Below are 24,361 nucleotides of genomic sequence, written 5' to 3' on the forward strand. Positions count from 1 at the left end.
AAGTTTCACCTTATATCAATCAACTTTCACGTATTTCATCCGTTATTAAGGTGTTAAAACATATCCAATGTCTACTTTTTAGAAAACACTACAAGGAGAGATTAGACATGTACGTACTAAAAGCAGAAAACTTATCCAAAACATATGGCAGCAAACGGGGGATTTCATATGAAGCACTACACCAATTCAATCTCACTGTTAGTCAATGTGAATTTATAGGAATCATGGGACCTTCAGGCAGTGGCAAAACTACATTATTAAACTTACTATCGACTCTCGATACACCTACTTCTGGAAAAGTGATGATTAATGAAAAAACAGTTACATCTCTTCCTCATTATAAATTGGCTAAGTTTAGGAGACAGGAAATGGGATTTATTTTTCAGAATTTTAATTTGCTGGAAACCTTAACCATTGGTGAAAATATTTTGCTCCCTTTAACATTGAATAAAGTACCTGTGAAGGAAATGAACAAGAAACTCACCTCCATAACAAAGCAACTGGGTATTGATGATATTATTGACAAACGAATCATGGAGGTCTCCGGTGGACAAATGCAACGAGCAGCGATTGCTAGAGCACTAATTCATAAGCCTTCTATCATATTTGCTGATGAACCTACCGGAAATTTGGATTCCAAAGCTTCCTTACAAGTGATGGAAGCATTGAGTAGACTGCAAAGTGAGCAACAAACAGCTACATTAATGGTAACTCACGATCCATTTGCAGCTAGTTTCTGTCAACGAGTCATCTTTATTAAAGATGGGAGATTGTATAATGAAATTCATCGAGGAAATAACCGACAAAACTTTTTTCAAGACATTTTAAATATGCAATCCTTGTTGGGAGGAAATTTGAATGACCTTCAAACAATTCGCTTTTAATAATGTAAAGCGCAACACACGTGCCTATCTCAGCTACTTTTTAAGCTGTATGTTTGCGGTAATCGTCTTTTTTATGTATGCTGTCGTTATCTTTCATCCCCAAATAGAAAAATATGATTTTGTGGAAGTTGTTAGAAGAGGAATCCTTGTATCGGAAGTAATTATTTATCTTTTTTCTTCTTTATTTGTACTCTATTCTACTGCTACATTTATTAAATCACGTAAGAAAGAGTATGGAATCCTAACAACATTAGGCATTAGTAAATCTCAATTAAACCGGATGCTCATTACAGAAAATACAATTATCGGTCTTGCTTCTATTATTGCTGGTATTTTAGTCGGTGCTTTGCTAACAAAATTATTCTTAATGATATTTTCTGCCATTTTAAATACCGGGGAAATTCTGCCTTTTTATTTATCATGGAAAGCGATTGGCATTACCGTTGCATTGTTTTTTATAATGTTTGAAATAAATTCTTTACTCGTCGTCTTTACATTGCGTACAAAATCAATTATGGAAGTATTTCGAGGTGCTAAGGCCCCGCGAAAAACACCTCGCTTTTCATGGATAATAAGCATTTTGGCGATTGCTGCTGTTTTCTATGCCTATTATTTAGCGTATACAGCTGATATGTTTTCTATTTTATATCGTATGTTTATTATTTTAGTTTTAATTATTCCAGGTACCTACTTTTTATTTACGCAGTTTAGTATTGCCTTTACGAGTCTTTTACGTAAGAACAAAAGATTTCTCTATCAGAATTTGAATTTACTTATTATTTCCGATTTAACCTATAAATTAAAAGACAATGCGCGCTTACTTTCAATGGTCGCTATTTTAAGTGCTGTAGCCTTCACATCGTCCGGAGTTTTATATGGTTTGTTTCAAAGTATGGAGGAAGAGACAGAGCGTTTCGTGCCTCAGGACTTCTCCATAATCACTAAGGGCACTGAGAATAAGGAACTGTTTGAAGAAAGTATTGCAAAGGCAGAAAAAATTTTCACAGAAAGTTTTACTCCTTTCGAGTCAGTTATAACTCTTCCAATACAAGCCAAGTCACAACATAAAATTGGTTATTGGAATGATATTTCGTTTACTGTTTTTTCGTATGCGGATTATAAAAAAATGCTGCAATTAAACAATCTAGCTGTACCAAATCCACCAGGCAACGGCTATGCCCTTGTACTTGTAGATGATATTATTCGCCCAAGTATAGATCCTGTTCCCAAAAGGCTAACATTTCGGATTGGAAATGAACAAATAGAACAACATGTAACTGTATTTAAAAATAAAACAATGAATTCCACTATTTATGGGATGTATACACTTGTTCTACCTGATGCTACATTTAAAAAGTATCAACAAAAAGGGGAGCAGCTATTATACTACACAGCCAAAATACCGAACTGGGAGAAGCATATTAAAACAGTGGAAAAGGTACAAGCTGCCTTAGACCAAGAGCATATTTATACAGATTCAAGAGCGAGTACCTATACTGGTATGAAAGAGGGTGTGTCTTATCTTTTCTTTTTTGGTATATTTATTAGTGTCCTGTTCTTTTTAGCTGCTGGATCCATTCTTTACTTTCGAATGTATCAGGAAATTGATAAAGATATTAAATATTATTATTCCCTTTACCGAATCGGGTTAACGAACCAAGAAATGAGACAAATAGCTACAAGACAACTCGCTTTTTTATTTTTCTTGCCCTTTTTGATAGCTGTTGTTCATGCTGGTTTTGCATTTAAAACATTACAAAATATACTTGTTTCTTCGGTTCTTTTACCAAGTATATATATCATTTTGTTTTATTTCATTGTTCATTTTATCAACTTTATCTTTATCCGAAATATTTATATTTCCAAGTTAAAAAGAGTCATGTAAAAAGGTTTAGAATAAAAAGAATCCGAACGTAAAATTTAAGGAGGCAATTATTGTGGATTTTTCAACATCAGAAGCACTTCACCGTGAAGCATTAGAACATATTGTTGGAGGCGTAAACTCACCATCACGCGCTTATAAAGCAGTTGGCGGGGGTGCACCAGTCTATATGAAGCGTGCTCAAGGCGCTTATTTTTGGGATGTCGATGGCAATAAGTATATTGATTATTTAGGTGCTTACGGTCCGATTATTACTGGACACGCTCACCCGCATATAGCTAAAGCAATCTCTCATGCAGCTACAAATGGGGTATTATATGGGACACCAACTCCACTAGAAAATCAATTTGCCAAAATGTTAAAGGAAGCCATTCCATCATTGGAAAAAGTGCGTTTTGTAAATTCCGGAACTGAGGCAGTTATGACTACAATAAGGGTTGCACGTGCTTATACGAATCGTACCAAAGTAATCAAATTTGCCGGTTGTTACCATGGCCATTTTGATGCCGTACTTGTAGAAGCTGGTTCAGGCCCTGCAACACTTGGCACCCCTGATTCTGCTGGTATTCCTGAATCCGTAGCACAAGATGTCATTACCGTTCCATTTAATGATATCGCCGCATTAAAACAAGCTTTAGACGTTTGGGGAGATCAGGTTGCGGCTGTATTAGTTGAACCGATCGTTGGTAATTTTGGAATTGTTGAACCCAACGAAGGATTTTTAAAAGCTGTGAATGAGCTTACCCATGGTGTTGGAGCACTTGTAATTTATGATGAAGTAATTACCGCATTTCGCTTTACATATGGAAGTGCCCAGCAATTATATGGGATCCAACCTGATATGACAGCAATGGGTAAAATTATTGGTGGTGGACTTCCAATCGGTGCGTATGGTGGTAAAAAAGATATTATGGAACAAGTTGCCCCTCTTGGACCTGCTTATCAGGCGGGAACGATGGCAGGTAATCCAGCATCAATGGCAGCTGGTATCGCATGTTTAGAAGTCTTGCAAGAAGATGGCTTATATGAAAAATTGGATCAGCTTGGCGCTAAGCTAGAAAAAGGTATTCTAGAAAAAGCCCATGAACACAGAATTGCAATTTCGATCAATCGCCTTTGCGGAGCTTTGACCGTTTATTTCGGAGATGGACAAATCACCAATTATGATGAAGCCGAAGCTAGCGACGGGGAACGCTTTGCACAGTTTTTCCGTTTCATGCTAGAACAAGGCATTAATTTAGCTCCATCCAAATACGAAGCATGGTTCTTAACCATAGCGCATACGGAAAAAGATATTGATCAGACAATTGCTGCCGTAGATGTAGCGTTCAAAAAAATGGCAAGCAATGAAAGATGAAGTAAAGTAAAAGTGGTGTAGTCAAAGAGAAATCCGAACGATGATTTAAAATTCTTTAATTAGAATTTGAATTAGTTCGGATTTTTCTTTTTATAAGCTTCCTTATTCCAGTAAATATTTGCGTTTAGAGTTGATCTTTTTAATGATGTCCCACCCTCTTTCTCATTTTGCCTGTAAACTGCGGATAAAAAGGTGGAAATAGATTAGGTATTTAAGAGTGGTTACATTTAAATCAGGGCTCGATATGTCATTTTACAGAACTTTTTGAACAACCCTCTAAGGTAAAAAAACGAATAATACTACCTATTTCATAGAATACTATTTATAAAAGTAAAATTGGAGGAGATAGCCATGACTAGTCCTTATCGCTGTCCCAACTGTAAGACAAATAAAACTCGTTTTAATAAAATTGAACAGATAGCCCATCCCATAAAACTTGATGCTTCAACTGGAGAAATTATAAAAACGTATCAAGATGGTAATGTTGAACCGTACCATCATATATATCAGGGTCCTAAATTTAAAATTCAATGTGCGGCCTGTGGAGTAATTGAAGATGAAAAGACGTTCATTCATTTTGCCCAATATCAGTAATACAGGTTGGGATATCACATGAACTAAATGTATAATTTGTGAGACGTTAAGAAGGTCACGACATACATCCCCCGTGACCTATCTATTTTTTACTCCATCGTCAAGATGTTGGACTTGATAAAGATCATAATAAATACCTTTAGCTTTCATCAGCTCATTATGTGAACCTACTTCTTTAATCTGTCCCCCATCAATGACGACAATTCTATCAGCATGGGTAATTGTTGCTAATCGATGAGCAACGATAAATGTTGTTCGGTCAGAAGCAAGTTTTTCTAATGCCTCTTGAATCGTATGTTCACTTTCTAAATCTAATGCGGAGGTAGCTTCATCAAAGATAAGCAATGGCGGATTTTTCAAGAATACTCTGGCAATCGCTATTCGCTGTTTTTGTCCACCTGATAATTTAACACCACGCTCACCGACCAATGTATCGTAGCCATATGGCAAGCTTTGTATAAAGTCATGCGCGTTTGCTGCTTTTGCAGCTTCTACCACTTCATCATCAGTTGCATCGGGGTTTCCCATTCGAATATTCATTGCTATCGATTCACTGAATAATGTATTATCTTGTAGCACCATACCTATACGATCCCGCAATGAACGTGCCTGAATATCACGTACATCGATACCATCCATTTTAATGGAACCGCTTGTCACATCATAAAATCGAGGAATAAGGCTAACCAATGTCGATTTTCCACCGCCGCTCATCCCGACTAGAGCGATTGTCTCTCCTTCTTTCACATGTAAATGAACATTCCGCAAAACAGGTACCTCTTCATCATCGTATTGAAAAGAAACATTTTCAAATAAGACTTCTCCTTGCAAATGTTCAAGCTTAATCGCATCAGGCTTATCTTTTATATCATATTTCTCATTCATTAGTTCAAATACGCGATCAATCGAAGCAATCGATTGAACAAGTGTTGTTGATGAATTAACCAGCCTGCGCAACGGACTGTAGACACGCTCCATATAACCGACAAAAGCTACCATCGTTCCCATTGTCAAATTTCCTTGAATAACTTGATAACTGGCATAGGCAATCACCAATAGAGGCGCCAAATCAGTAATTGTATTGGTAACCGCAAATGTTTTGGCATTCCAGTTCGTATGATCAAGCGCTTTTTGTAAAAAATTGTGATTACGATCAGCAAATTGCTCCTGTTCGTATGCTTCAAGAGCAAAACTTCTCGTGACAGGTATCCCTTGAACCCGCTCATGTAAATGACCTTGTACTTCTGCCAATGCTTGTGAACGATGGCGTGTAAGCCTTCTTAGTCTTCCATAAAAATACTTAATGGAGAAACCAAATAGTGGAAATAAGATAATCGCTACCACTGTTAATTCCATATTCATAGATAACATAATAGCAATGGCTATTAGTATCGTAATGAGGTCTAACCAAATATTCATAAGACCTGTAATGACAAATATTTTTGTTTGTTCGACATCATGTATTACCCGGGAAATAATTTCGCCAGTCTTCGTTTTTGCATAAAATTTTAAACTCAACTTTTGTAAGTGATCAAATAGGCGAGCACGGATATCAAATAAAATCTTGTTCCCAACCCATTGTGCCAAGTATTGTCGAATATATTCAATCGGTGGTCGTAAAATAAGAAAGATTACGAAAGATATCCCCATCAACCAAACTAATTGAGTGATTTTTTCTGTCTGACCAAGTGCTTCATTTCCAATAATATTATCAATCACATATTTTAAAATAAGTGGCATTAATAGAGGGATACCAAATTTTATAATTCCAACAATTACTGTCCAGAAAATTTTCCATTTGTACGGTTTTACAAAATACATATACTGTCTAATTGAGTTCATTTAAAACGTCCTTTATTAGAAAAACTTGGCTTGTCGCCAAGTCTTTATGCGGCGAAAGCTATCGTTTTTCTTATATGATAAAGTGAAACTTTATTCCGTAGGAATTTGCTTCCCTCTCCTACTGAAAGTTAGTACCACAAGGGTATGACCTAAAGGCTCTTGAACCAATCGGGCATTTAGGTACCGTTTTCTGCCACTTAGACTCTTTGTATCAATTTAGGACTTGAAGTGGGAAACTTACGGCACCTTACATTCGGGATAAAGCCTAAAGTTTTATACTTATCCTATAGTATAAAAAATTGTAAGCAGCTCTAACAAGCAAAGAAAAGCCTTGCTACAAAAAAGTAACAAGGTTTGTTACGTGTTTTGAGATATTTACTTTCAACATTTTAACTATGGATTCCACGTATTTCCCCTTTATGTATATGAAGTAAGGAGTCGTGGTAAACTTAGTGGTTGGTTCAACCTCAGAAGTTGTGTAGATGCTTGCTTAGCGTTTGTTTTCAAATCGCCTGATGGATCACACTTCATATCGATATAACGTTAACGATATGTTAAATAGCGTTCATACCATTCATCTATAACCCCTGGTGAAAATGGTCCTTGCTTTTGTCTTATCCATCGCAATAAAATTTGAAGTTGTTGTTTTAGAATACGATCAAGCTCTTTAGGATAGTTCATTTGTTTTCGATGCTCTTCATATTCATCTTCATCTAGTAAGACAAATGTCATGTCAGGATATACTTTTACATCCAAATCATAATCAATACATTTAATTGCATTGTTTTCATAAATAAAAGGGGAGCTAATGTTACAGTAATAATATATTCCATCCGTTCGGAGCATACCGATTACATTAAACCAGTGATCAGCATGGAAATAACAAATAGCTGGTTCTCTTGTTGTCCACATTCTTCCATCGCTTTCACTAACCTCCGTTTTATCATTTGCTCCTATGATAATTTTCTCTGTACCTTTTAAAACCAGACTATCCTCCCAAATGCGGTGAAGTTGTCCATTATGTTTATAACTGTGTATTTGTATAGTGGTTCCTTCTCTCGGAGCAACCATTTAATCTCCCTTTCCTTTGGTTATACCTCCGGATCTTATCCTGCATTCATTATAAAGGTAATGATTTGAAATATAAAGTATTATGAATGGAGAAAATACTAACTCCATCATCAATGAAATCCATTAAAATTCATTTAATACCAAACGTCTTAATAATAATCCTTTTTTAATCTATGGTAAATTATTAAATTCCTGTTTTTATAGCAGCTTGACCAAAGAAAAAGAGCTCCCAGGATTTATAGGGAGCTCTCTCGCATTTGAGGGTATGCAGTTACCTCTTATTTTGTTCAGATTGTTGATTTTGTCGTTTTACTTCCTGAGCATTTGTTTGTTCAGCACCATACTCTGTACCGTACTGACCTTGCCCTTGAGCGGCTTGTTGGTTCTGCTGCCTAACCTTTTGAATGTTTGTACCTGAAGTAGTTTGGTTCGGTTTTTTAGCCATCAATATCACCTCCGCAATATTTAATTTGTCCATATGAATTAGATGTTATGCTAGTTTTAATTAGTAAAATAAACATATACTGGATAATATTTCCTATAATGAATAGTTACGAAGATATTACACACACTAATGAAGCGCAATACTTTTTGGAGGTTGTCCAATGGAAACACCAAAACGGGATTTAACGGAACTATCGATGATGAGTAAATCAAAGTGGAATGAAGACGAATTAGCTTATTTTCAACATGCATTGTCACAACTGTTACCATATGTAAATCCGGAAGGGTTAACCATTTTGCATGAAATTAATCGAGAAATGTACAGAAGAAAATAGAGCCTAGCCAAAACTACTATAGCTTTTTCCAAAAAGCACTATGATTAGAAAAACTTGGCTTCTCGCCAAGACTTTAGCAAAGCTGTAGTTTTCTTATACGATAAGCCCTAAAATTTTATACTTTCCTATAGTATAAACTTACAAACGTTCCCGTAACAATTAATTATTACGGGAGCGTATTTAAACTCGACGAAACTAATTTGAATTATTTTTTATCCCATATCTAAGATGCCGTAAAACTACACTGCAAAAGTTATCGTAAATACGAACACCAAAACAAAGAAGATGCAGGAATACACCGTATGCAAGTATGTCTTTTTTCAAAGATCTCGGGGATGTTAGCCTTTGTTTTCACTTCAAGGAAGTGCTTCTTGTATGACGTTTCACTTTATTATTTTGTAGTTCTACTTTAGTATTTTCCTTTCCAGCCTCTTCTTCAATATGAGCCATTATCTTTTGATGTGATACAGGAAATGGATAATTAGTCAATTCTTGGCGATTTACAAATTTGAGTCTGCGGTCTTTTACTGTTTCTTCCATCGTTTTAGCTTGATATATTTCAAGCTGCCAAATGATATGAGAGAAGACATGTTTTAGCTTTCCTACCTTATCTCCTAATGTTATCTGTAAGCCGTATTCTCCATAAACCCAGTTTTCAAGATGATCCCAGCCAATCTCTTCAATTGGTACCATTGGGAATTGCCAAAGATTAGCGAGTAATCCATTATCTGGCCGTTTCTCAATTATATATTCATCATTTTTATTCTTTGCTAGGATAACAACATAAGCAATCGTTTTTTGCTTTTTGGCTTTCTTTTTTACAGGCAATGTTTCTTCAATACCTGCTGCAAAAGCTTGACAATGCGTTTGTACCGGGCATAGCAAACATGCTGGTGATTTTGGTGTACAAATTAATGCACCTAACTCCATAACGGCTTGATTAAACGAAGATGGATCAGATGGATCAATTAACTTACGAACATAATGTTCAAATAGTTTTTTTGTACGTTGCTGACTAATATCGTCTTCAATTTTTAATATTCTCGAAAAAACACGCATCACATTGCCATCTACCGCAGGCTCCGGTTGATTAAAAGCAATTGATAAAATGGCACCTTTGGTATAGGGGCCTACACCTTTAAGATCACCTAATTCATCCGGGGTATCCGGCACTTTTCCACCATATGAAGCAACCACTTCTCTTACAGCATGATGTAAGTTGCGAGCACGGGAATAATAACCAAGTCCTTCCCATTCCTTAAGCACCTCTTCTTCATTTGCTTCTGCTAGTGCTTCGGGTGTTGGATATTTTTTGATGAAGCGATTAAAATAAGGAATCACTGTATCCACTTTAGTTTGTTGCAGCATGACTTCAGATACCCATATTTTATACGGATCTTGGTCCTTCCGCCATGGCAAATCACGTTTATTCCGTTGATACCACGCTATTAAATCCTGCTGAAATGCAGCACTGTCAATATATTGTAGTTTTTCATTATTCATAAAATCACTTCCTATATGGTACAATAAAAATAGAAAAAATAATATTTCCTGCAACAATGAACGCAGGAACACACAAGTTTTAAACGCAGCTTAAGGAGGACCTTTTCTATGGATACTGGTACCCATATTGTCATGGGTGTTGCACTAGGAGGATTAGCTACAGTAGATCCAGTTATTCAAAGCGATCCTGTTTTATTTAACGCGGTATTGGTTGGAACAATTGTAGGTTCTCATGCACCAGATTTCGATACCATACTCAAGTTAAAAAATAATGCAACATATATACGTCATCATCGGGGTATTACGCATTCCATTCCCGCTGTTTTAATATGGGGAATCTTAATAGCAAGTATTATCCACTTCTTTGTTCCCCAAGCAAATTTCTATCAAATTTGGTTATGGACAGGTATTGCAGTAATTATCCACGTTTTAACAGATATTTTCAATGCCTATGGAACACAAGCATATCGCCCTTTTTCAAATAAATGGGTGGCCCTTGGCTTTATTAACACATTCGATCCGTATATCTTTTTTCTCCATATCGCAGGAATAACAGCTTGGGCATTAGGTGCAAATCCAGCGTATACATGGATAATTATTTATAGCGTTATTCTGCTTTATTATGTAAAACGTTATTTTGATAAGAGAGCGATAGTTAAAAAAATTAATGGTTTTTATCCTGATGTAGAGAAAATCGCGACTTCACCTACGATTAAACAAAATTACTGGCGGGTAGCGATTACGACAACTGATAAATTTTATGTAGGTATCGTTGATAATAACCATATTGAAATTATCGACGAATTTGCTAGAAAACCATTACCTGAAACACCAATTATAGAACTTGCCAAAACGGACAAAAATATTTCTGCGTTTTTATCCTTTTCTCCGGTATATCGCTGGGAGATAAACGATTATGATGACTATACTGAGGTTCGCTTTATCGATTTACGCTACCGCTCTAAAGGGCATTATCCTTTTATTGCTGTCGTACAAATCGATGATAATATGCATATTCACAGTTCCTACACTGGCTGGATCTTTTCAGAACAGAAATTAAAAAATAAATTATATGTGGAAGAAAGCCCAATTTAAAACAGCAGGCAGCTCGCTCTGCTGTTTTTTGTTTTTCATAGAAAAATGCATGCTTATTATTTCTCCCGTACTCGCTTTCCCAATAGCGAAATAGGGACAGCTTCTTCTTTTTCAACAACTTCTCCTAATAAATTTACCCTATGGCCCCAAGCAAATATTCCTTCGATATAATTCACTTCAAAACAATGACCTGGATCTATCGTCAGTTCATATACTTCATTAGGAATAAAATCATCCGGATTCATTGTATAAGCTAAAGCAACCTGCATTTTCCGCTGATTGATAGCAACTTCCGATATATTACCAAGTTGTTCTGCTTTTTGCGCTTTTTCCTTTAATTTTCCTACTTCTTGACGCAGCTGTTCAACAGAATAATCACTATACCGATAATTGTTGTTAACCATAGGCATTCTCCTCTTTGTTTTCTTTCACAGTTCTCGTAAGATGGTATTTGAGAATGACGTCACTCATTTGTTTCATTCTAACTTTCCCATTAGTATCCTCTACTTGTCCAATTGTAACACAGATAGAAAAACCATTCCTTACTAAAACATTTACTTTACTTTTCCATATAATCGTCTACAAATTGACAGATCAGGTCAAAAGAGAACCCCTTGCGAAATAAACCTTCCTTTACTTTCTGCTTTAATTCAAAACCCGTCTGTTTACTAGTATGTCTCTTTATTAATTTTTTCCCATGATATACAATAGCTTCCCATTCTGCATAGTCATTTTTAGTATCCTTATATTCGTCAATCACTGTTTGAATGACGTCACTGGAAAAACCTTTTTGTTGTAAAAAAACTTGGAGATTTTGCAGTTGTTTTTGAAACGAATCTTTTTTCTTTTGCTGCAGCTTTTTTTTAGCCAATTTTCGCACTTTCTCGTATTGTAATTCAAGGGAATACGGTTGTAAGGCCTTGTCTATTAAGTATTCAGGCACTCCTTTTTCCAGTAATTCCCGTTTAATAATCGTAGGTCCTTTTGTCGATGTATTTATTCTTGTTCGAACAAACATCTCGGCAAACTGAAAATCATCGATTAAGTTTTCTTTTATTAATTTATCAACAATGATAGCAATATGATTGGGATCGACTTCTTTTTTCAATAAATAATTATGAATTTCTTTTTTTGTCCGCATTCGATAGCTTAAATATTGGATTGCAAGGGTATAAGATTTATAAACCGAATCTTTTTGCTCAATAGTCGCTATCATAGAACTTGACAGTTCCATGCCCTTACGCAGTTGGAATTCAACTAGAACAGATTGATCTACACTAAACCCGTAATATTCACTTGACTTATCATCTGTTAGATAAATATTATATCTTTGCTTTGCTTTTTGTTGCGTTGTAATACGGCTAATTTTCGTCATTACACCACACCTCTTTCGTTTATCATACCAAAATGAAAGATCGATGTCTTTTTTACACTATAGGAAAGTATAAAACTTTAGGCTTTATCGTATAAGAAAAACGATAGCTTTCGTCATAAAGACTTGGTGACATGCCAAGTCTTTCTAAAAACGTCCGTCAAAAATGACACGGCGCATTTTCTTTTGTTTCTTAATCCATTCTAACAAACACGTCCATATTTCGTCGCCACAAGCTTATTAGTAATTTTGAATACACATGTAATAGATAGAAGATGTACTCAACGATATAATATTAGAAAAATAACCTCCATCTAATCAACTTTATAGAAGCGCCAAAGAAAAATGGGAATGTATTTTATTTATTGAGCTAGATGGAGTGCAACCATCATTAAATTAAGACAAGCTAGTGATAAAGTGAAACTTCATTCCGTGGAATGCTTTTTACACGGAATGTTAGTGCCTTAAAGGTATGACCTAAAGGCCCTTGAACCAATCGGGCATTTAGGGGTCGTTTTCTCTCACTCTAACTCCTTCGTATTGCCTACACTTTGAAGTGAGAGTCTTACGGCACCTTACATGCGGGATAAAGTGAAACTTCATTCCGTGAAACGCTTTTTACACGGAATGTTAGTACCACAAGGGTATGACCTAAAGGCCCTTGAACAAATCGGGCATTTAGGGGCCGTTTTCTCTCACTCTAACTCCTTCGTATTGCCTGCACTTTGAAGTGAGAGTCTTACGGCACCTTACATGCGGGATAAATTTGCTATGGATGTTTAGCCTGTTTTTTGTACATCCTCTATAATATAGCGGGTGCCTCCCACTAAACGGGGACTGTGAGCACCGTCATGTGATAATAGCTAATAGCAACTTAGGGACTGCTGGCTCACACTTGTACTTTGAGTGTATCATTTTTGAAACAGGTACGAAATAATTTACACAAGGAGGACAGGGAAACATGAACATTTTAATTACTGGAGGAACCGGTTTTGTAGGAAATGCGCTTACCAGCTATTTTCAGAAGCGAAATGATCACGTGTACATACTAACACGTTCACCGCAAAAGCATGCCAATTTAGAAAAGACGACGTTTATTGGATACGATCACCCTCCAAGAGAATTACCTGCAATGCAAGTAGTTATCAACTTAGCTGGAGAATCATTATTTGGATATTGGACAAAAGCAAAAAAAGAGAGAATTATAAATAGTCGCATCACAACTACTAAAAAACTAATTGCATTTATACAGGAACTTCCCGAACTTCCTAATGTTTTTATTAGTGGTTCAGCAGTAGGCTATTACGGTACATCAGAAGATCTGATGTTCTCAGAAAACACTACTAAACCAGGAGATGACTTTCTCGCAAAGGTTACTGTGCAATGGGAAAATACAGCAAAGGAGGCGGAAACACTTGGAATTCGTACCGTATTTACTCGATTTGGAATTGTATTGGGAAATGAAGGAGCATTACCTTTCATGAGTCTTCCCGTGAAGTTATTTGTTGGAGGAAAAATTGGTAACGGAGAGCAGTGGATCTCTTGGATTCATATAGAGGATGCAGTTAGGCTTATTGCATATTGTATAGATAACGAAAGAATAACTGGACCAGTAAATATAACTGCTCCCCATCCAAAACAAAATAAAGCATATATACGTACTTTAGCTAATGTATTACATCGTCCTTATTGGCTACCCGTTCCGTCTCTTTTCGTATTTTCCATCTTAGGAGAAATGGCACAGTTAATCACGAAGGGGCAGTATGTTATCCCGCAAAAAGCATTAGACTACCAGTTTTCTTTCTCCTTTCCCTATTTAGAAGAAGCACTGCGGCAAATAGTACGTGCTTCCAAGTCCAAGTAGTCTTTCGTCCTTTGCATCTTACCGTTTAATACTACATTCGTTTACTGGCAGTATCGATCATTTTACTGCCAGTAACTTGTTTTCTTCATTTACAATAATTTTTTCTTCTTTTAAAAAGTCGGATGTTCCAGTAAAAATGACAAAGCACAATTCATTGCTTGCTTTTTTCTAGCCGTTTATTAGTCAACCTGCTCCTTTTTATCTTCTTACTAAACACCCACTTTTAATAAATCCATTAAAAAACTTGCGGGTGTATTTCTTTTGTGTGTAAAGCTTGTAATAATTTCATTACCATCCCTTCCGCCTGCAGTCTTGCCTCCGCCTTGTCAGTACCAAATCCATAACCAGCAATAATTTTCGTATTTTCAAACATCGCAAAGGCTTGCCACACTTCACTTTTCGTAACATTCCATATAAAAATGATTACAGTATGATTGGATATCACTTCAATTTCAAACTCATAATCTTTAAAGATAAAGCGTAATATTTTGCATTTCGTTAATGTTGTTATGGTTGGATGATAAAGTTTCATGCAACTAATCATTATTTCCCTCCTACAAACGGTCTTTATAAGAACATTCTACTATATGTGCATATTAAGAACAACGGTGTTATCAATTTATTTCTTAAATCATGGTAGGATAAAATGGACTATCGATATTTTTCTAATTTTAACCAATTGAGTGTGATAGAATGAGTGAAAAAATTGCATACAACATCAAATTTTTACGAGAACAACATGGGTGGACACAAAAAGAACTAGCTGAGAAACTGCTTCTCTCCCGATCTGTGATTGCAAAATGGGAGAATCACACCGTTACCCCTGACATTACTTCGCTTATCAAGCTTTCTGATATCTTTAAAATATCACTTGACCATTTAGTAGGAAATTATTCATTTCAAGAAGATTTGATGAGAGAATTTAAACGTATCTATGGCTCTTCTCCTGCCGCCTTCGATAAAGAAGTAGTGGAATTAGTTGAATATATAATGACCTACCCAGAATTTAAAGAAAGAATCTTTCAACTTAAACAGCTTTCCATTAAGAAGCAACGCTCCATTCACAGACTTTTAGGAGACATCATTTATCAATACAAGCAATTATAATTTATTTATTGTTTTTACATAGTTAGCGAAATTTTAATAGTGAGGGTTTGAACAAAAAATACCACCGATTGTGTGAATTGCCCCTTGCTTAACTATCTCCAATAACCCGCCTTATGGCTTGCCCTAAGACGGGTTTTTGATTGTCTAGAAATCTACATCCGTTTCTACACGAGAGATACTTTTTTAGCTTCGTCTAGCTTATGCCGAACATTTGCGGTTTTATTCTTGTTAATACATTCGTATATAAACATCTCTTAAGAGCTGATAAACAGCTCTCTTTTTTATTAATGAGGATATAAAGTGAAACTTCATTCCGTGGAACGCTTTTAACACGGAATGTTAGTTGAACCAATCGGGCATTTAGATGCCGTTTTCTAACACTTTGGCTTCTTCGTATTACCTACACTCTTGGAGTGGGAGATTACGGCACCTTACATGCGGGATAAAGGGAAACTTCATTCCGTGGAACGCTTTTAACACGGAATGTTAGTTGAACCAATCGGGCATTTAGATGCCGTTTTCTAGCACTTTGGCTTCTTCGTATTGCCTACACTCTTGGAGTGGGAGATTACGGCACCTTACATGCGGGATAAAGGGAAACTTCATTCCGTAGGAGTTTTTCTTCTTTATGATTGACATTATGTTATAACTGTTATACATTTAATATAACAGTTATAACTGTAAGGGGTGCCATATAATTTGTTTATTTCTTTAGATTTTGAAGGAAAAGATCCAATTTATTTACAGTTATGTAGACAAATTGTAGAAGGAATTGCAAAACAAGAATTACTTCCAGGTGATACATTACCGTCTGTACGATCGCTTGCAGCTGATATCGGAATCAACTTACATACGGTAAATAAAGCCTATCAACAATTAAAACAGGATGGTTTTTTACAAATTCATCGTCAAAAAGGGGTTGTCGTTAATCCAGATGGTATACCAAGGGCCAATAAAGCATATAAAGCTTCTTTACAAAAAGAGCTGCGTCCCTTCATTGCCGAGAGTATATGTCGTGATTTAACAAAGGAAGAATTTTATATCCTCTGTGAAGAAATTTATGCAGACTTTAATAAAGGAAGTGATCATCAATGAGCACAATGCTTTTAGCTATTATTTTCATACCACTCTGTCTCTTTTTCATTTTTACACCTTATTTGACAAGAAAAACCGAAAGTTTTGGTGTATCGATTCCAGAAAAAATTTACTATACAACTGAAATGAAAAGGATGCGAAAGCAATATGCAATGGTTACAGGTGCTATGAGTATCTTTATTTTGGGCTCCATCATTGCATTAAGTCTATTTACATTCAATGACAATCTAGCTAATCTACTTATCATTATCATCATTGTTGGCACAATCATGATGCACTTCCTTATTTATTATATTTTTCACCGAATAATGAAACGAAAAAAGCAAGCTTCAGATTGGAAAAATGACAGAACAGAAAAAATATTTATTCATATGAAATTTCATAATCAGCAATTAAGGTATTCGAATAAATGGTTTATTATACCATTTGGTGCTTTTCTGATAACCATTACCATTACCTACTATTTCTATGATAAGCTTCCTCAAGAACTCGCTATTAATTATGATTTACTGGGAAACGGCACAAACTTTGTTACGAAGTCTTATCTTTCTGCTCTTGCTTTACCGATAACTCAGCTATTTTTATTAAGCTTGTTCTTAGGGGTAAACATTCTAATCGGCAAGGTGAAACAACAAATTAGTGCAGAAAATCCGAAAAAATCGCTGCAACAAAATGTGATGTTTCGTAAAAGATGGTCAGCCTTTATTGTATTAAGCGGGGTATTACTAACTTTATTGTTATTCTTAGGAAGATTAGCAGCCATATTTCCCAATATACAGCCGGTATATACTATATCAACGATCGCTATCAACCTTTTTTTGTTCATTGGTGCTGTTTTTTTAGTTTTTTCAACTGGTCAAAGTGGCAGTCGAATCAAGCTTCCCGATGAGCGAAATGAAGCAGTTATTGATCGTGATGATGATCGTTATTGGAAACTTGGACAATTTTATGTTAATAAAAATGATCCAGCTATCTTTTTAGAAAAACGATTTGGGATTGGTTGGACTATAAACTTGGGAAAGCCGCTCTCATGGATCATTATGTTTATATTTTTACTAGTTATACTTGGTTTAGTCCTATTAACTCACTAAAGGAGATGTGACATATGCAAGAAGTATTCGAATCGGTAAACTGGTCAGTGATTGCTCCGTTTATTGTTATTCAATGTATTTTAATGATTGTTGCTTTAGTCGATTGGGCAAAAAACAAGTATACTAATGGGCCAAGGATAATGTGGCTATTCATCATAATATTACTTAATATAATTGGACCGATTCTGTACTTTATATTCGGAAGGAGACAACAATAAATGACATTACTTTCGATCTCAAATTTATCTAAAAAGTTCAATGCTACATTTGCAGTTAAAAACGTAAATTATCAGTTTACTCCTCATAAATGCATCGCTTTAATTGGTCCTAATGGTGCTGGTAAAACAACTACATTACAAATGATTGCCGGCTTACTTACTCCTACATCCGGAAACATCGAATTTGAACAAAGAAAGGAGATTGACAGGCGTAAATTAATTGGTTATTTACCGCAGCATCCTGTATTCTACCCGTGGATGACAGGCAATGAATTCTTGAAATTTAGTGGACAATTGGGTGGGTTATCTAAAGGAGAAGCAACGAAAAGATGTGAAGAACTTCTTGAAATAGTAGGGATTGCCGATGCAAAAGATAAGCGAATTGGAAATTATTCTGGTGGAATGAAGCAGCGACTTGGGATTGCTCAAGCAATTATTCATAAGCCCAAGTTAGTCATGCTTGATGAACCCGTCTCCGCCCTTGACCCAATCGGTCGTCGAGAAATTCTTTCTTTAATGGAAAAATTAAAAACAGAGATGACAGTCTTATTTTCAACGCATATTTTAAGTGATGCTGATGAAATTAGTGATGAATTGCTTCTGCTTCGGAATGGAGAAGTCATTGAATCCGGATCGATGAAAGAGTTACGCCACAAATATCAAACAACAAAAATATCGCTGCAATTTACAGAACGTCAAGCTTTTTATCAAGAAAAAGTAGCAGCACTTCCTGCAGTACGTGACACATTGACAGATAAGGACTCTCTTCAGGTTTTGACTAATAACATAACGAAAGCTCGGAAAGAAATTTTGCAATTAGCAGGTAAGGAAAATTGGCCATTAATAAATTTTCAAATCCAGCAAGTCTCACTCGAAGAAATGTTTATGAAGGCGGTGAACAATAAATGACTACAGTTTTACTCAGAAAAGAAGGCTTAGAAAATTGGCGAAATAAAAAATGGATATGGGTACCACTTGTCTTTATTCTTTTAGCTATTATGGATCCGATTACGAATTATTATCTCCCGGAAATTATAGAATCTGTCGGTGGCTTAGCTGATGGAACTGTCATTGAATTACCCGATTTCACACCAGAAGATGCAATTATGATGAGCCTAGGACAATATTCCAGTTTAGGAGTATTGGTTATTATTCTGTTATCTATGGGAACAATTGCTGGGGAAAGAAAAAGCGGTGTTTTAGAACTGATTCTGGTTAAACCTGTCTCCTATTCAAAATTCATTATTGCCAAATGGTTTTCATTATTACTATTAATATGGCTTTCTTTCATTATTGGAATGCTAACAAGCTGGTATTATATTAATATTTTATACGGTGAAATAGCATTCACCACGGTTCTACTTGTTATTTTCTATTATGGACTTTACTTCAGCCTTGTTTGCGCCCTTTCTATTTTTTACAATGCCATTGTCAACTCACCTGGACTAGTTGCCTTTTTCACGATACTTACAGCTATTATCATTAGTGTAGTAACGAAATTGCTTGGAAAACATATGGTATGGAGTCCTGCTAAATTAACAGATCATATTGAGGAGATGTTAATAACAGGAGACGTTACTTCTGATTTAATTTCTACTGCAATCGTTAGTATATTGCTTATCCTCACCCTATTATTTGCCGCAATTTATGGATTTACTCAAAAACAGAAAAAGGGTTCCTAACTACAGTCACAAGTTAACATTAGATAAAGTAAAACTTCATTTCCGTGGAACGCTTTTTACACGGAATGTTAGTACCTTAAAGGTATGACCTAAGGCCCTTGAACGAATCGGGCATTTAGGTGCCGTTTTCTCCCACTTAGGTCTTTGTATCAACTCAATTTTGAAGTGGGAGTTACGGCACCTTACATGCGGGATAAACAATCAAGAAAAGAGGTATTAGAAAAACTTGGCTTGTCGCCAAGTCTTTAGCGAAAGCTGTAGTTTTTCTTATACGATAAAGTCTAAAGTTTTATCCTTCCCATTAGTACAAGATAAAAAACTGCATCCATGGATGCAGTTTTAGTCTTCCCCTATTTTTTTATCTTGGCTCTTTGGTAATCTCCCCGCTTTTTTTGCTGCTTCTCGTAACAAGAATTCCAAATGACTATTTACACTGCGAAATTCATCTTTGGCCCAAATTTGCAAAATTTCATACAACTTTGGATCAATCCGTAACGGAAAGCTTTTCTTTTTAGACATATAACCCCTCTTTTAATTATTGGTATAGGGATCCTGTGTTAATAACAGGTTGTGTACCATGATCTGAAACGATCGATACGAGTAAATTATTTGCCATTGCTACACGACGTTCATCATCTAATTCTACAGCACCATCTTTTTCTAACTGTGCAATAGCATCCTGCACCATCCCCACCGCTCCTTCAACAATTAATTTCCTAGCAGCAATAATTGCACTAGCCTGCTGACGTTGCAGCATAGCTTGGGCAATTTCTGTTGAATAGGCAAGATGAGTTAAACGCGTTTCGATCACTTCTACACCAGCCACCTTTAGTCGCTCCTGTAACTCTACTTTTAACTCATTCGATACCTCTTCAGCATTTCCTCTTAGTGATAATTCTTCATCTGAGAAAGTATCATAAGGGTACTTGGTTGCAACAGCGCGAATGGCTGTCTCACTTTGGATTTCTACAAACTGCTCATAGCGGTCAACATCAAATACTGCTTTTGCACTATCAACAACTTTAAATACGATCACAGCAGCAATCTCAATTGGGTTTCCATTTACATCGTTTACCTTTAGCCGATTACTGTTAAAGTTTCTAACTCGTAAAGAAACCATTTTTCTAATTGAAAATGGAACGGTAATAACAATTCCTTCGTTACGAATGCTTCCCATATATTTCCCAAGAAAAATTACGACAGCGGATTGATTTGGTTGTACTAATGTAATCCCACTGGCTAATGTAATAGCTACAATCAAACAAATGATACCTAGAATAAACTGCCCTTTAATAAAGCTAAACGCAGTACCTGCCAATAATGCCACAATAATCAAAATCCCAACATATCCATTTAATGTCCATGCCGATTTTTCCTTCATTAATCCCCACACCTTTCTATCATTTTTATATTATAATGATATCATTTTTGTATATATTTGTAAATATCAATTAGCATATAAGGAATCAAGTGGCTCTTTTTCTGGAATAACTAGATATGTTTCCCCATTTGTACGAATAACAATATTTCCTAAAGCAGCAGTAGAATAAATATTTGCCTTCACTTTGTATAAATTTTTTACGACACGTTTTACAGGATGACCATAATGATTATTTTTGCTATACGTTAAAATCGCTTCATCCGGTTTAATTTCTCGTAAAAAAGCTAAAGACGTACTTGTGTTGGAACCGTGGTGCGCCACCTTGAGTATTTCTGTATCAGCCTTAATTTTCTTCATTATTTGTCTTTCTTGTTGAATTTCTACATCTGCCATGAACAAAAAATCAACTTCTTTATAGGTCACTTTTAAAGCAATCGAGGATTGGTTATTAGTCCTAAATTTCTTGTACGTGTTAAGTACTTCAATATCAAGCAGTGGATCTATATTAATTTTTTTATCTTGTTCAGCGATTTTCACCGGTATTTTTTGTTTCTGGATTTGCTGAATATATTTTGCATAATGTCTTGTTGTATGCAGCTTCCCAGAGTCTAATATTCTTTCCACATTCACTTGCTTCAAAACTGTAACAAGTCCGCCAATATGATCAATATCCGGATGTGTCGCAATTAACAATTCAATGGTCTCAACCCGATGTTTACGTAAATAAGCAACTACTTTTTTTCCAGCACCTGGTGGTCCCCCATCAATTAAAATATGCTTATTATGCGGCGTTTTAATCAATATGCTGTCCCCTTGCCCAACATCAATAAAATGCACTTGCATATCTGAAATTTCATCACTATGTATAGGATAATCATTTATACAAAAGTAAAACACAAGTACCGTTAAACCTAAGAACATCCGAATCTTGTTCATCATCCATACATCCTTTTTCCATGCTAAAGATACAATTATTTTCTATCTAATCGCATGAAATTATGAAATAATGAAGTAGTAAGTTTTTGGGAGTATTACGGCACCTTAATGCGGGATAAATAATATCAATGTAAAAACTAAAGTTGACACCCGCCAAACATTGAACTCTTTAGTAGATGGCAAATTCTCTTGTATCACAGTGCAAATAAAAAAACTCTGTTCTAGGCTTCGGTTTTATGTAAAGTTTCAATTTTACAATGTCGAATCACTTCTATGCTTTTTATTTGTTCAAATTTTTTCCCAAGCATAAAAAAAGCATGAGCCCGCTTCTAAACCGAACTCATGCTATTTCTATCATCATATTTTATGCTTGTTTTACGACAATTTCATTATCTACAACGTCTACGTGAACATTTTTCACGTCCTCATTTTCTAAAATAAGATCTGTTAATTGATCTTCAATTTTATCTTGTATTACCCTACGCAAAGGTCGTGCACCAAAACGTGGATCATAACCTAGCTCTACCAATTTTTGCTTTGCTTCATCTGTTATAGTGATAGAAATTTCATGTTCTGCAATTGTCTCCTGTAGTTCATGGAGCATTAGATCAACAATTTCCAACAAGTTTTCTTTCGTCAACTCATTAAATTCAATAATCGCATCAAAGCGGTTTAAGAATTCTGGTTTGAAGTAATCACTTAAGTTCTCTAATGTGGAAACAGATTCATGTGCATCTTGATTAAATCCTACATTTACTGATTTAACCCCTGTTCCAGCGTTACTTGTCATGATGATTACTGTGTCTTTGAAGCTGACAGTTCTTCCTTGTGAATCTGTTAAATGACCGTCCTCCATAATTTGTAGAAACATGTTTTGAACATCTGGGTGTGCCTTTTCAATTTCATCAAGCAAGATGATGGAGTAAGGATTTCTACGCACTTTTTCTGTTAATTGACCAGCTTCCTCATGTCCTACATAGCCTGGAGGGGAACCAATAATTTTAGAAACGGCATGTTTTTCCATATATTCACTCATATCAAGTCGGATGAGTGAATCTCTTGAACCAAATAGTTCTTCAGCAAGCACTTTTGTCAATTCTGTTTTTCCAACCCCTGTTGGACCAACAAATAGAAATGATCCAATTGGACGTTCTTTCGACTTTAAGCCTGCTCTGCTACGGCGAATCGCTTTTGCCACCTTATCTACTGCTTCTTTTTGCCCAATTACTTTAGCTCCTAGGTTTTTAGCAAGATTTTTCATTTTTTCTTGTTCATCGGCTTGTAGTTTCGTTACAGGAATTCCTGTTTTTTCTTCTACAATTAATTGAATATCTGAAATATCTACATCAATAACTTGCTCTTCTCCTTTTGCTTTTTCCAATTGTTTTTGTAATTGTATTTCTTGATAACGTAAGTGAGCAGCGCGTTCATAATCTTCACGCTCTGCTGCTGCTTCTTTTTCTTTCGTAATTTCCTCTAAGCGTTGACGAATAGACTCAGAATCCTTAGATGAATTAGCTAGGTTTAACCGGGAACCAACTTCATCCATTAAATCAATCGCTTTATCTGGTAAATAACGATCTTGGATATATCGTTTTGACAAGTTCACACAAGCTTCAATAGCTTCATCAGAATAACGCACCTCATGAAATTTCTCATAACGGTCTTTTATTCCTTGTAGAATCTGAACGGCTTCTTCAGGTGTTGGTTCTTCAACAATGATTGGTTGTAGTCGTCGTTCAAGAGCAGCATCTTTTTCAATTTGACGGTATTCTTTTAGGGTCGTCGCTCCAATTAATTGAATGTCTCCTCTTGCAAGCGCTGGTTTAAGTATGTTTCCAGCATCCATTTGTGAACTTTCTGCTGTTCCAGCTCCTACAATTAAATGAATTTCGTCAACAAATAAAATAACATCTTGGCGTTCTTGTAATTCCTGAATTAATTGTTTCATCCGTTCTTCAAATTGTCCGCGAATTCCAGTATTCGCTACTAGTGATGCTACATCAAGTGTGTAAATTTCTTTATTAAGCAGTTTAGTAGGAACATCACCTTCAGCAATTTTCAAGGCTAGTCCTTCCGCTATTGCTGTTTTACCTACACCAGGTTCACCAATTAATACCGGGTTATTTTTATTTCTGCGGTTCAATGTTTCAATAACACGTTTTACTTCATTATCTCGACCAATTACAGGATCAATTGCTCCAGATCTTGCTTCGTGGGATAAGTTTTTACCTAGCTGATCAAGAAGCCCATTACCTTGATACCCGTTTTGTTGTTTTGTCCGTGTTCCCATTTTGGGAGAGCCATTTTCGTTTCCAGATGCAGAAAATGCTCCGAATGCATTATTGAATGGCGAATAGGAAAAGAAATCATTTGAATTCATCATTTGCCCTTGAAGTTTACGGAAGCACTCTCTACACAAATGCATTTGCATTTGTTGGTTGTTAATTTGCATAGCTACATTAATATTCGCTTCGTTCTTTTTACAGTTTTGACAAAGCATTTTCTTTCCTCCTTTATTTTTTCTTTTATTTATCTCAATATTTGACTTTGACTATATTTGACCTTTCGATTCTTATTATACTCTGACCTTATTTGACTTTCAAGA

The 24,361-nt window shown here is 35.7% G+C and carries 24 protein-coding genes; 13 read left to right on the forward strand and 11 right to left on the reverse strand.

Features of this window, described 5'->3' with window-relative positions:
* Positions 1-107 precede the first annotated feature (107 nt).
* The 4 genes from JNUCC74_RS14080 to JNUCC74_RS14095 all read left to right on the forward strand — a co-directional run bounded on the left by JNUCC74_RS14080 (position 108) and on the right by JNUCC74_RS14095 (position 4,717).
* A complete protein-coding gene (locus JNUCC74_RS14080; RefSeq protein WP_454067902.1) occupies positions 108-884 on the forward strand; it encodes an ABC transporter ATP-binding protein in 777 nt (258 codons plus the stop codon).
* Entirely contained in the window at positions 859-2,769 is a 1,911-nt protein-coding gene (locus JNUCC74_RS14085) for an ABC transporter permease (RefSeq protein ID WP_454065829.1), read from the forward strand. The genes JNUCC74_RS14080 and JNUCC74_RS14085 overlap by 26 nt, the downstream gene beginning before the upstream one ends.
* A gap of 52 nt (positions 2,770-2,821) precedes the next feature.
* Positions 2,822-4,123 (forward strand): glutamate-1-semialdehyde 2,1-aminomutase, encoded by a 1,302-nt coding sequence (locus tag JNUCC74_RS14090; RefSeq protein ID WP_454065830.1) that lies wholly within the window; start codon positions 2,822-2,824, stop codon positions 4,121-4,123.
* A 351-nt stretch (positions 4,124-4,474) separates the two neighbouring features.
* Complete coding sequence (locus JNUCC74_RS14095) at positions 4,475-4,717, forward strand: DNA alkylation repair protein (protein ID WP_077317994.1); 243 nt, start codon at positions 4,475-4,477, stop codon at positions 4,715-4,717.
* A gap of 78 nt (positions 4,718-4,795) precedes the next feature.
* Here the strand turns inward: JNUCC74_RS14095 and JNUCC74_RS14100 are convergent, their stop codons facing one another.
* The 3 genes from JNUCC74_RS14100 to JNUCC74_RS14110 form a co-directional block, all read right to left on the reverse strand.
* Positions 4,796-6,559: an ABC transporter ATP-binding protein gene (locus JNUCC74_RS14100; RefSeq protein ID WP_454065831.1), complete on the reverse strand. Its 1,764-nt coding sequence runs from the start codon at positions 6,557-6,559 to the stop codon at positions 4,796-4,798.
* 543 nt (positions 6,560-7,102) lie between these two features.
* The gene (gene ntdP, locus JNUCC74_RS14105) at positions 7,103-7,630 is read right to left on the reverse strand and encodes a nucleoside tri-diphosphate phosphatase (RefSeq protein WP_454065832.1); all 528 of its coding nucleotides are present in this window, start codon (positions 7,628-7,630) and stop codon (positions 7,103-7,105) included.
* Between the two features lie 271 nt (positions 7,631-7,901).
* Positions 7,902-8,075, reverse strand: coding sequence for a gamma-type small acid-soluble spore protein (locus JNUCC74_RS14110; protein WP_077317997.1), 174 nt, complete (start codon positions 8,073-8,075; stop codon positions 7,902-7,904).
* A gap of 160 nt (positions 8,076-8,235) precedes the next feature.
* Here JNUCC74_RS14110 and JNUCC74_RS14115 point away from each other — a divergent pair, with 160 nt between their 5' ends.
* Positions 8,236-8,409 carry a hypothetical protein gene (locus JNUCC74_RS14115; protein ID WP_454065833.1) on the forward strand — a complete coding sequence of 58 codons (174 nt, stop codon included), beginning with the start codon at positions 8,236-8,238 and terminating at the stop codon, positions 8,407-8,409.
* 351 nt (positions 8,410-8,760) lie between these two features.
* Here the strand turns inward: JNUCC74_RS14115 and mutY are convergent, their stop codons facing one another.
* Complete coding sequence (gene mutY, locus JNUCC74_RS14120; RefSeq protein ID WP_454065834.1) at positions 8,761-9,912, reverse strand: A/G-specific adenine glycosylase; 1,152 nt, start codon at positions 9,910-9,912, stop codon at positions 8,761-8,763.
* Between the two features lie 108 nt (positions 9,913-10,020).
* Here mutY and JNUCC74_RS14125 point away from each other — a divergent pair, with 108 nt between their 5' ends.
* Positions 10,021-11,007 carry a metal-dependent hydrolase gene (locus JNUCC74_RS14125; RefSeq protein WP_077317999.1) on the forward strand — a complete coding sequence of 329 codons (987 nt, stop codon included), beginning with the start codon at positions 10,021-10,023 and terminating at the stop codon, positions 11,005-11,007.
* Between the two features lie 56 nt (positions 11,008-11,063).
* Here the strand turns inward: JNUCC74_RS14125 and JNUCC74_RS14130 are convergent, their stop codons facing one another.
* Together JNUCC74_RS14130 and recX are read right to left on the reverse strand one after the other, a co-directional pair.
* Positions 11,064-11,411 (reverse strand): YfhH family protein, encoded by a 348-nt coding sequence (locus tag JNUCC74_RS14130; protein WP_454065835.1) that lies wholly within the window; start codon positions 11,409-11,411, stop codon positions 11,064-11,066.
* 155 nt (positions 11,412-11,566) lie between these two features.
* Entirely contained in the window at positions 11,567-12,382 is an 816-nt protein-coding gene (recX, locus tag JNUCC74_RS14135; protein WP_454065836.1) for a recombination regulator RecX, read from the reverse strand.
* A gap of 958 nt (positions 12,383-13,340) precedes the next feature.
* Between recX and JNUCC74_RS14140 the strand changes: the two genes are divergently transcribed.
* Complete coding sequence (locus tag JNUCC74_RS14140; protein ID WP_454065837.1) at positions 13,341-14,243, forward strand: TIGR01777 family oxidoreductase; 903 nt, start codon at positions 13,341-13,343, stop codon at positions 14,241-14,243.
* 235 nt (positions 14,244-14,478) lie between these two features.
* Here JNUCC74_RS14140 and JNUCC74_RS14145 read toward each other — a convergent pair whose 3' ends face one another.
* Positions 14,479-14,787, reverse strand: coding sequence for a hypothetical protein (locus JNUCC74_RS14145; protein ID WP_077318003.1), 309 nt, complete (start codon positions 14,785-14,787; stop codon positions 14,479-14,481).
* 149 nt (positions 14,788-14,936) lie between these two features.
* Here JNUCC74_RS14145 and JNUCC74_RS14150 point away from each other — a divergent pair, with 149 nt between their 5' ends.
* From JNUCC74_RS14150 to JNUCC74_RS14175, 6 genes are all read left to right on the forward strand, one after another.
* On the forward strand, positions 14,937-15,350 hold the full coding sequence (locus JNUCC74_RS14150) for a helix-turn-helix domain-containing protein (RefSeq protein WP_077318004.1): 414 nt from the start codon (positions 14,937-14,939) through the stop codon (positions 15,348-15,350).
* A gap of 699 nt (positions 15,351-16,049) precedes the next feature.
* Positions 16,050-16,445: a GntR family transcriptional regulator gene (locus JNUCC74_RS14155; RefSeq protein WP_454065838.1), complete on the forward strand. Its 396-nt coding sequence runs from the start codon at positions 16,050-16,052 to the stop codon at positions 16,443-16,445.
* On the forward strand, positions 16,442-17,536 hold the full coding sequence (locus JNUCC74_RS14160) for a DUF1648 domain-containing protein (protein WP_454065839.1): 1,095 nt from the start codon (positions 16,442-16,444) through the stop codon (positions 17,534-17,536). The genes JNUCC74_RS14155 and JNUCC74_RS14160 overlap by 4 nt, the downstream gene beginning before the upstream one ends.
* 14 nt (positions 17,537-17,550) lie before the next feature.
* Positions 17,551-17,754 (forward strand): PLDc N-terminal domain-containing protein, encoded by a 204-nt coding sequence (locus JNUCC74_RS14165; RefSeq protein WP_454065840.1) that lies wholly within the window; start codon positions 17,551-17,553, stop codon positions 17,752-17,754.
* Positions 17,755-18,663 carry an ATP-binding cassette domain-containing protein gene (locus tag JNUCC74_RS14170; protein WP_454065841.1) on the forward strand — a complete coding sequence of 303 codons (909 nt, stop codon included), beginning with the start codon at positions 17,755-17,757 and terminating at the stop codon, positions 18,661-18,663. It abuts the gene before it with no gap.
* Positions 18,660-19,436, forward strand: a complete 777-nt coding sequence (locus JNUCC74_RS14175) for an ABC transporter permease (RefSeq protein WP_454065842.1) — start codon at positions 18,660-18,662, stop codon at positions 19,434-19,436. Before JNUCC74_RS14170 ends, JNUCC74_RS14175 begins: the two co-directional genes overlap by 4 nt.
* Positions 19,437-19,775: 339 nt before the next feature.
* Here JNUCC74_RS14175 and JNUCC74_RS14180 read toward each other — a convergent pair whose 3' ends face one another.
* From JNUCC74_RS14180 to JNUCC74_RS14195, 4 genes are all read right to left on the reverse strand, one after another.
* Positions 19,776-19,955 (reverse strand): Arc family DNA binding domain-containing protein, encoded by a 180-nt coding sequence (locus tag JNUCC74_RS14180; protein WP_077318009.1) that lies wholly within the window; start codon positions 19,953-19,955, stop codon positions 19,776-19,778.
* Between the two features lie 16 nt (positions 19,956-19,971).
* On the reverse strand, positions 19,972-20,817 hold the full coding sequence (locus JNUCC74_RS14185) for an SPFH domain-containing protein (RefSeq protein ID WP_454065843.1): 846 nt from the start codon (positions 20,815-20,817) through the stop codon (positions 19,972-19,974).
* A gap of 66 nt (positions 20,818-20,883) precedes the next feature.
* Entirely contained in the window at positions 20,884-21,753 is an 870-nt protein-coding gene (locus JNUCC74_RS14190; RefSeq protein ID WP_454065844.1) for a ComEC/Rec2 family competence protein, read from the reverse strand.
* Positions 21,754-22,117: 364 nt separating this feature from the next.
* The gene (locus JNUCC74_RS14195; protein WP_077318012.1) at positions 22,118-24,256 is read right to left on the reverse strand and encodes an ATP-dependent Clp protease ATP-binding subunit; all 2,139 of its coding nucleotides are present in this window, start codon (positions 24,254-24,256) and stop codon (positions 22,118-22,120) included.
* Positions 24,257-24,361: the final 105 nt, after the last annotated feature.

Source organism: Cerasibacillus sp. JNUCC 74 (genome assembly GCF_053667775.1).

Excerpts from the sequence above, each read along its gene's own strand:
- mutY (WP_454065834.1), bottom strand. The coding sequence starts at position 9,912 with ATGAATAATGAAAAACTACAATATATTGACAGTGCTGCATTTCAGCAG.
- JNUCC74_RS14130 (WP_454065835.1), bottom strand. The coding sequence starts at position 11,411 with ATGGTTAACAACAATTATCGGTATAGTGATTATTCTGTTGAACAGCTG.
- recX (WP_454065836.1), bottom strand. The coding sequence starts at position 12,382 with ATGACGAAAATTAGCCGTATTACAACGCAACAAAAAGCAAAGCAAAGA.
- JNUCC74_RS14110 (WP_077317997.1), bottom strand. The coding sequence starts at position 8,075 with ATGGCTAAAAAACCGAACCAAACTACTTCAGGTACAAACATTCAAAAG.
- JNUCC74_RS14085 (WP_454065829.1), top strand. The coding sequence starts at position 859 with ATGACCTTCAAACAATTCGCTTTTAATAATGTAAAGCGCAACACACGT.
- JNUCC74_RS14160 (WP_454065839.1), top strand. The coding sequence starts at position 16,442 with ATGAGCACAATGCTTTTAGCTATTATTTTCATACCACTCTGTCTCTTT.
- JNUCC74_RS14165 (WP_454065840.1), top strand. The coding sequence starts at position 17,551 with ATGCAAGAAGTATTCGAATCGGTAAACTGGTCAGTGATTGCTCCGTTT.
- JNUCC74_RS14190 (WP_454065844.1), bottom strand. The coding sequence starts at position 21,753 with ATGAACAAGATTCGGATGTTCTTAGGTTTAACGGTACTTGTGTTTTAC.
- JNUCC74_RS14170 (WP_454065841.1), top strand. The coding sequence starts at position 17,755 with ATGACATTACTTTCGATCTCAAATTTATCTAAAAAGTTCAATGCTACA.
- JNUCC74_RS14100 (WP_454065831.1), bottom strand. The coding sequence starts at position 6,559 with ATGAACTCAATTAGACAGTATATGTATTTTGTAAAACCGTACAAATGG.
- JNUCC74_RS14095 (WP_077317994.1), top strand. The coding sequence starts at position 4,475 with ATGACTAGTCCTTATCGCTGTCCCAACTGTAAGACAAATAAAACTCGT.
- JNUCC74_RS14125 (WP_077317999.1), top strand. The coding sequence starts at position 10,021 with ATGGATACTGGTACCCATATTGTCATGGGTGTTGCACTAGGAGGATTA.
- JNUCC74_RS14150 (WP_077318004.1), top strand. The coding sequence starts at position 14,937 with ATGAGTGAAAAAATTGCATACAACATCAAATTTTTACGAGAACAACAT.
- JNUCC74_RS14195 (WP_077318012.1), bottom strand. The coding sequence starts at position 24,256 with ATGCTTTGTCAAAACTGTAAAAAGAACGAAGCGAATATTAATGTAGCT.
- JNUCC74_RS14115 (WP_454065833.1), top strand. The coding sequence starts at position 8,236 with ATGGAAACACCAAAACGGGATTTAACGGAACTATCGATGATGAGTAAA.
- JNUCC74_RS14145 (WP_077318003.1), bottom strand. The coding sequence starts at position 14,787 with ATGATTAGTTGCATGAAACTTTATCATCCAACCATAACAACATTAACG.
- ntdP (WP_454065832.1), bottom strand. The coding sequence starts at position 7,630 with ATGGTTGCTCCGAGAGAAGGAACCACTATACAAATACACAGTTATAAA.
- JNUCC74_RS14140 (WP_454065837.1), top strand. The coding sequence starts at position 13,341 with ATGAACATTTTAATTACTGGAGGAACCGGTTTTGTAGGAAATGCGCTT.
- JNUCC74_RS14080 (WP_454067902.1), top strand. The coding sequence starts at position 108 with ATGTACGTACTAAAAGCAGAAAACTTATCCAAAACATATGGCAGCAAA.
- JNUCC74_RS14180 (WP_077318009.1), bottom strand. The coding sequence starts at position 19,955 with ATGTCTAAAAAGAAAAGCTTTCCGTTACGGATTGATCCAAAGTTGTAT.
- JNUCC74_RS14175 (WP_454065842.1), top strand. The coding sequence starts at position 18,660 with ATGACTACAGTTTTACTCAGAAAAGAAGGCTTAGAAAATTGGCGAAAT.
- JNUCC74_RS14185 (WP_454065843.1), bottom strand. The coding sequence starts at position 20,817 with ATGAAGGAAAAATCGGCATGGACATTAAATGGATATGTTGGGATTTTG.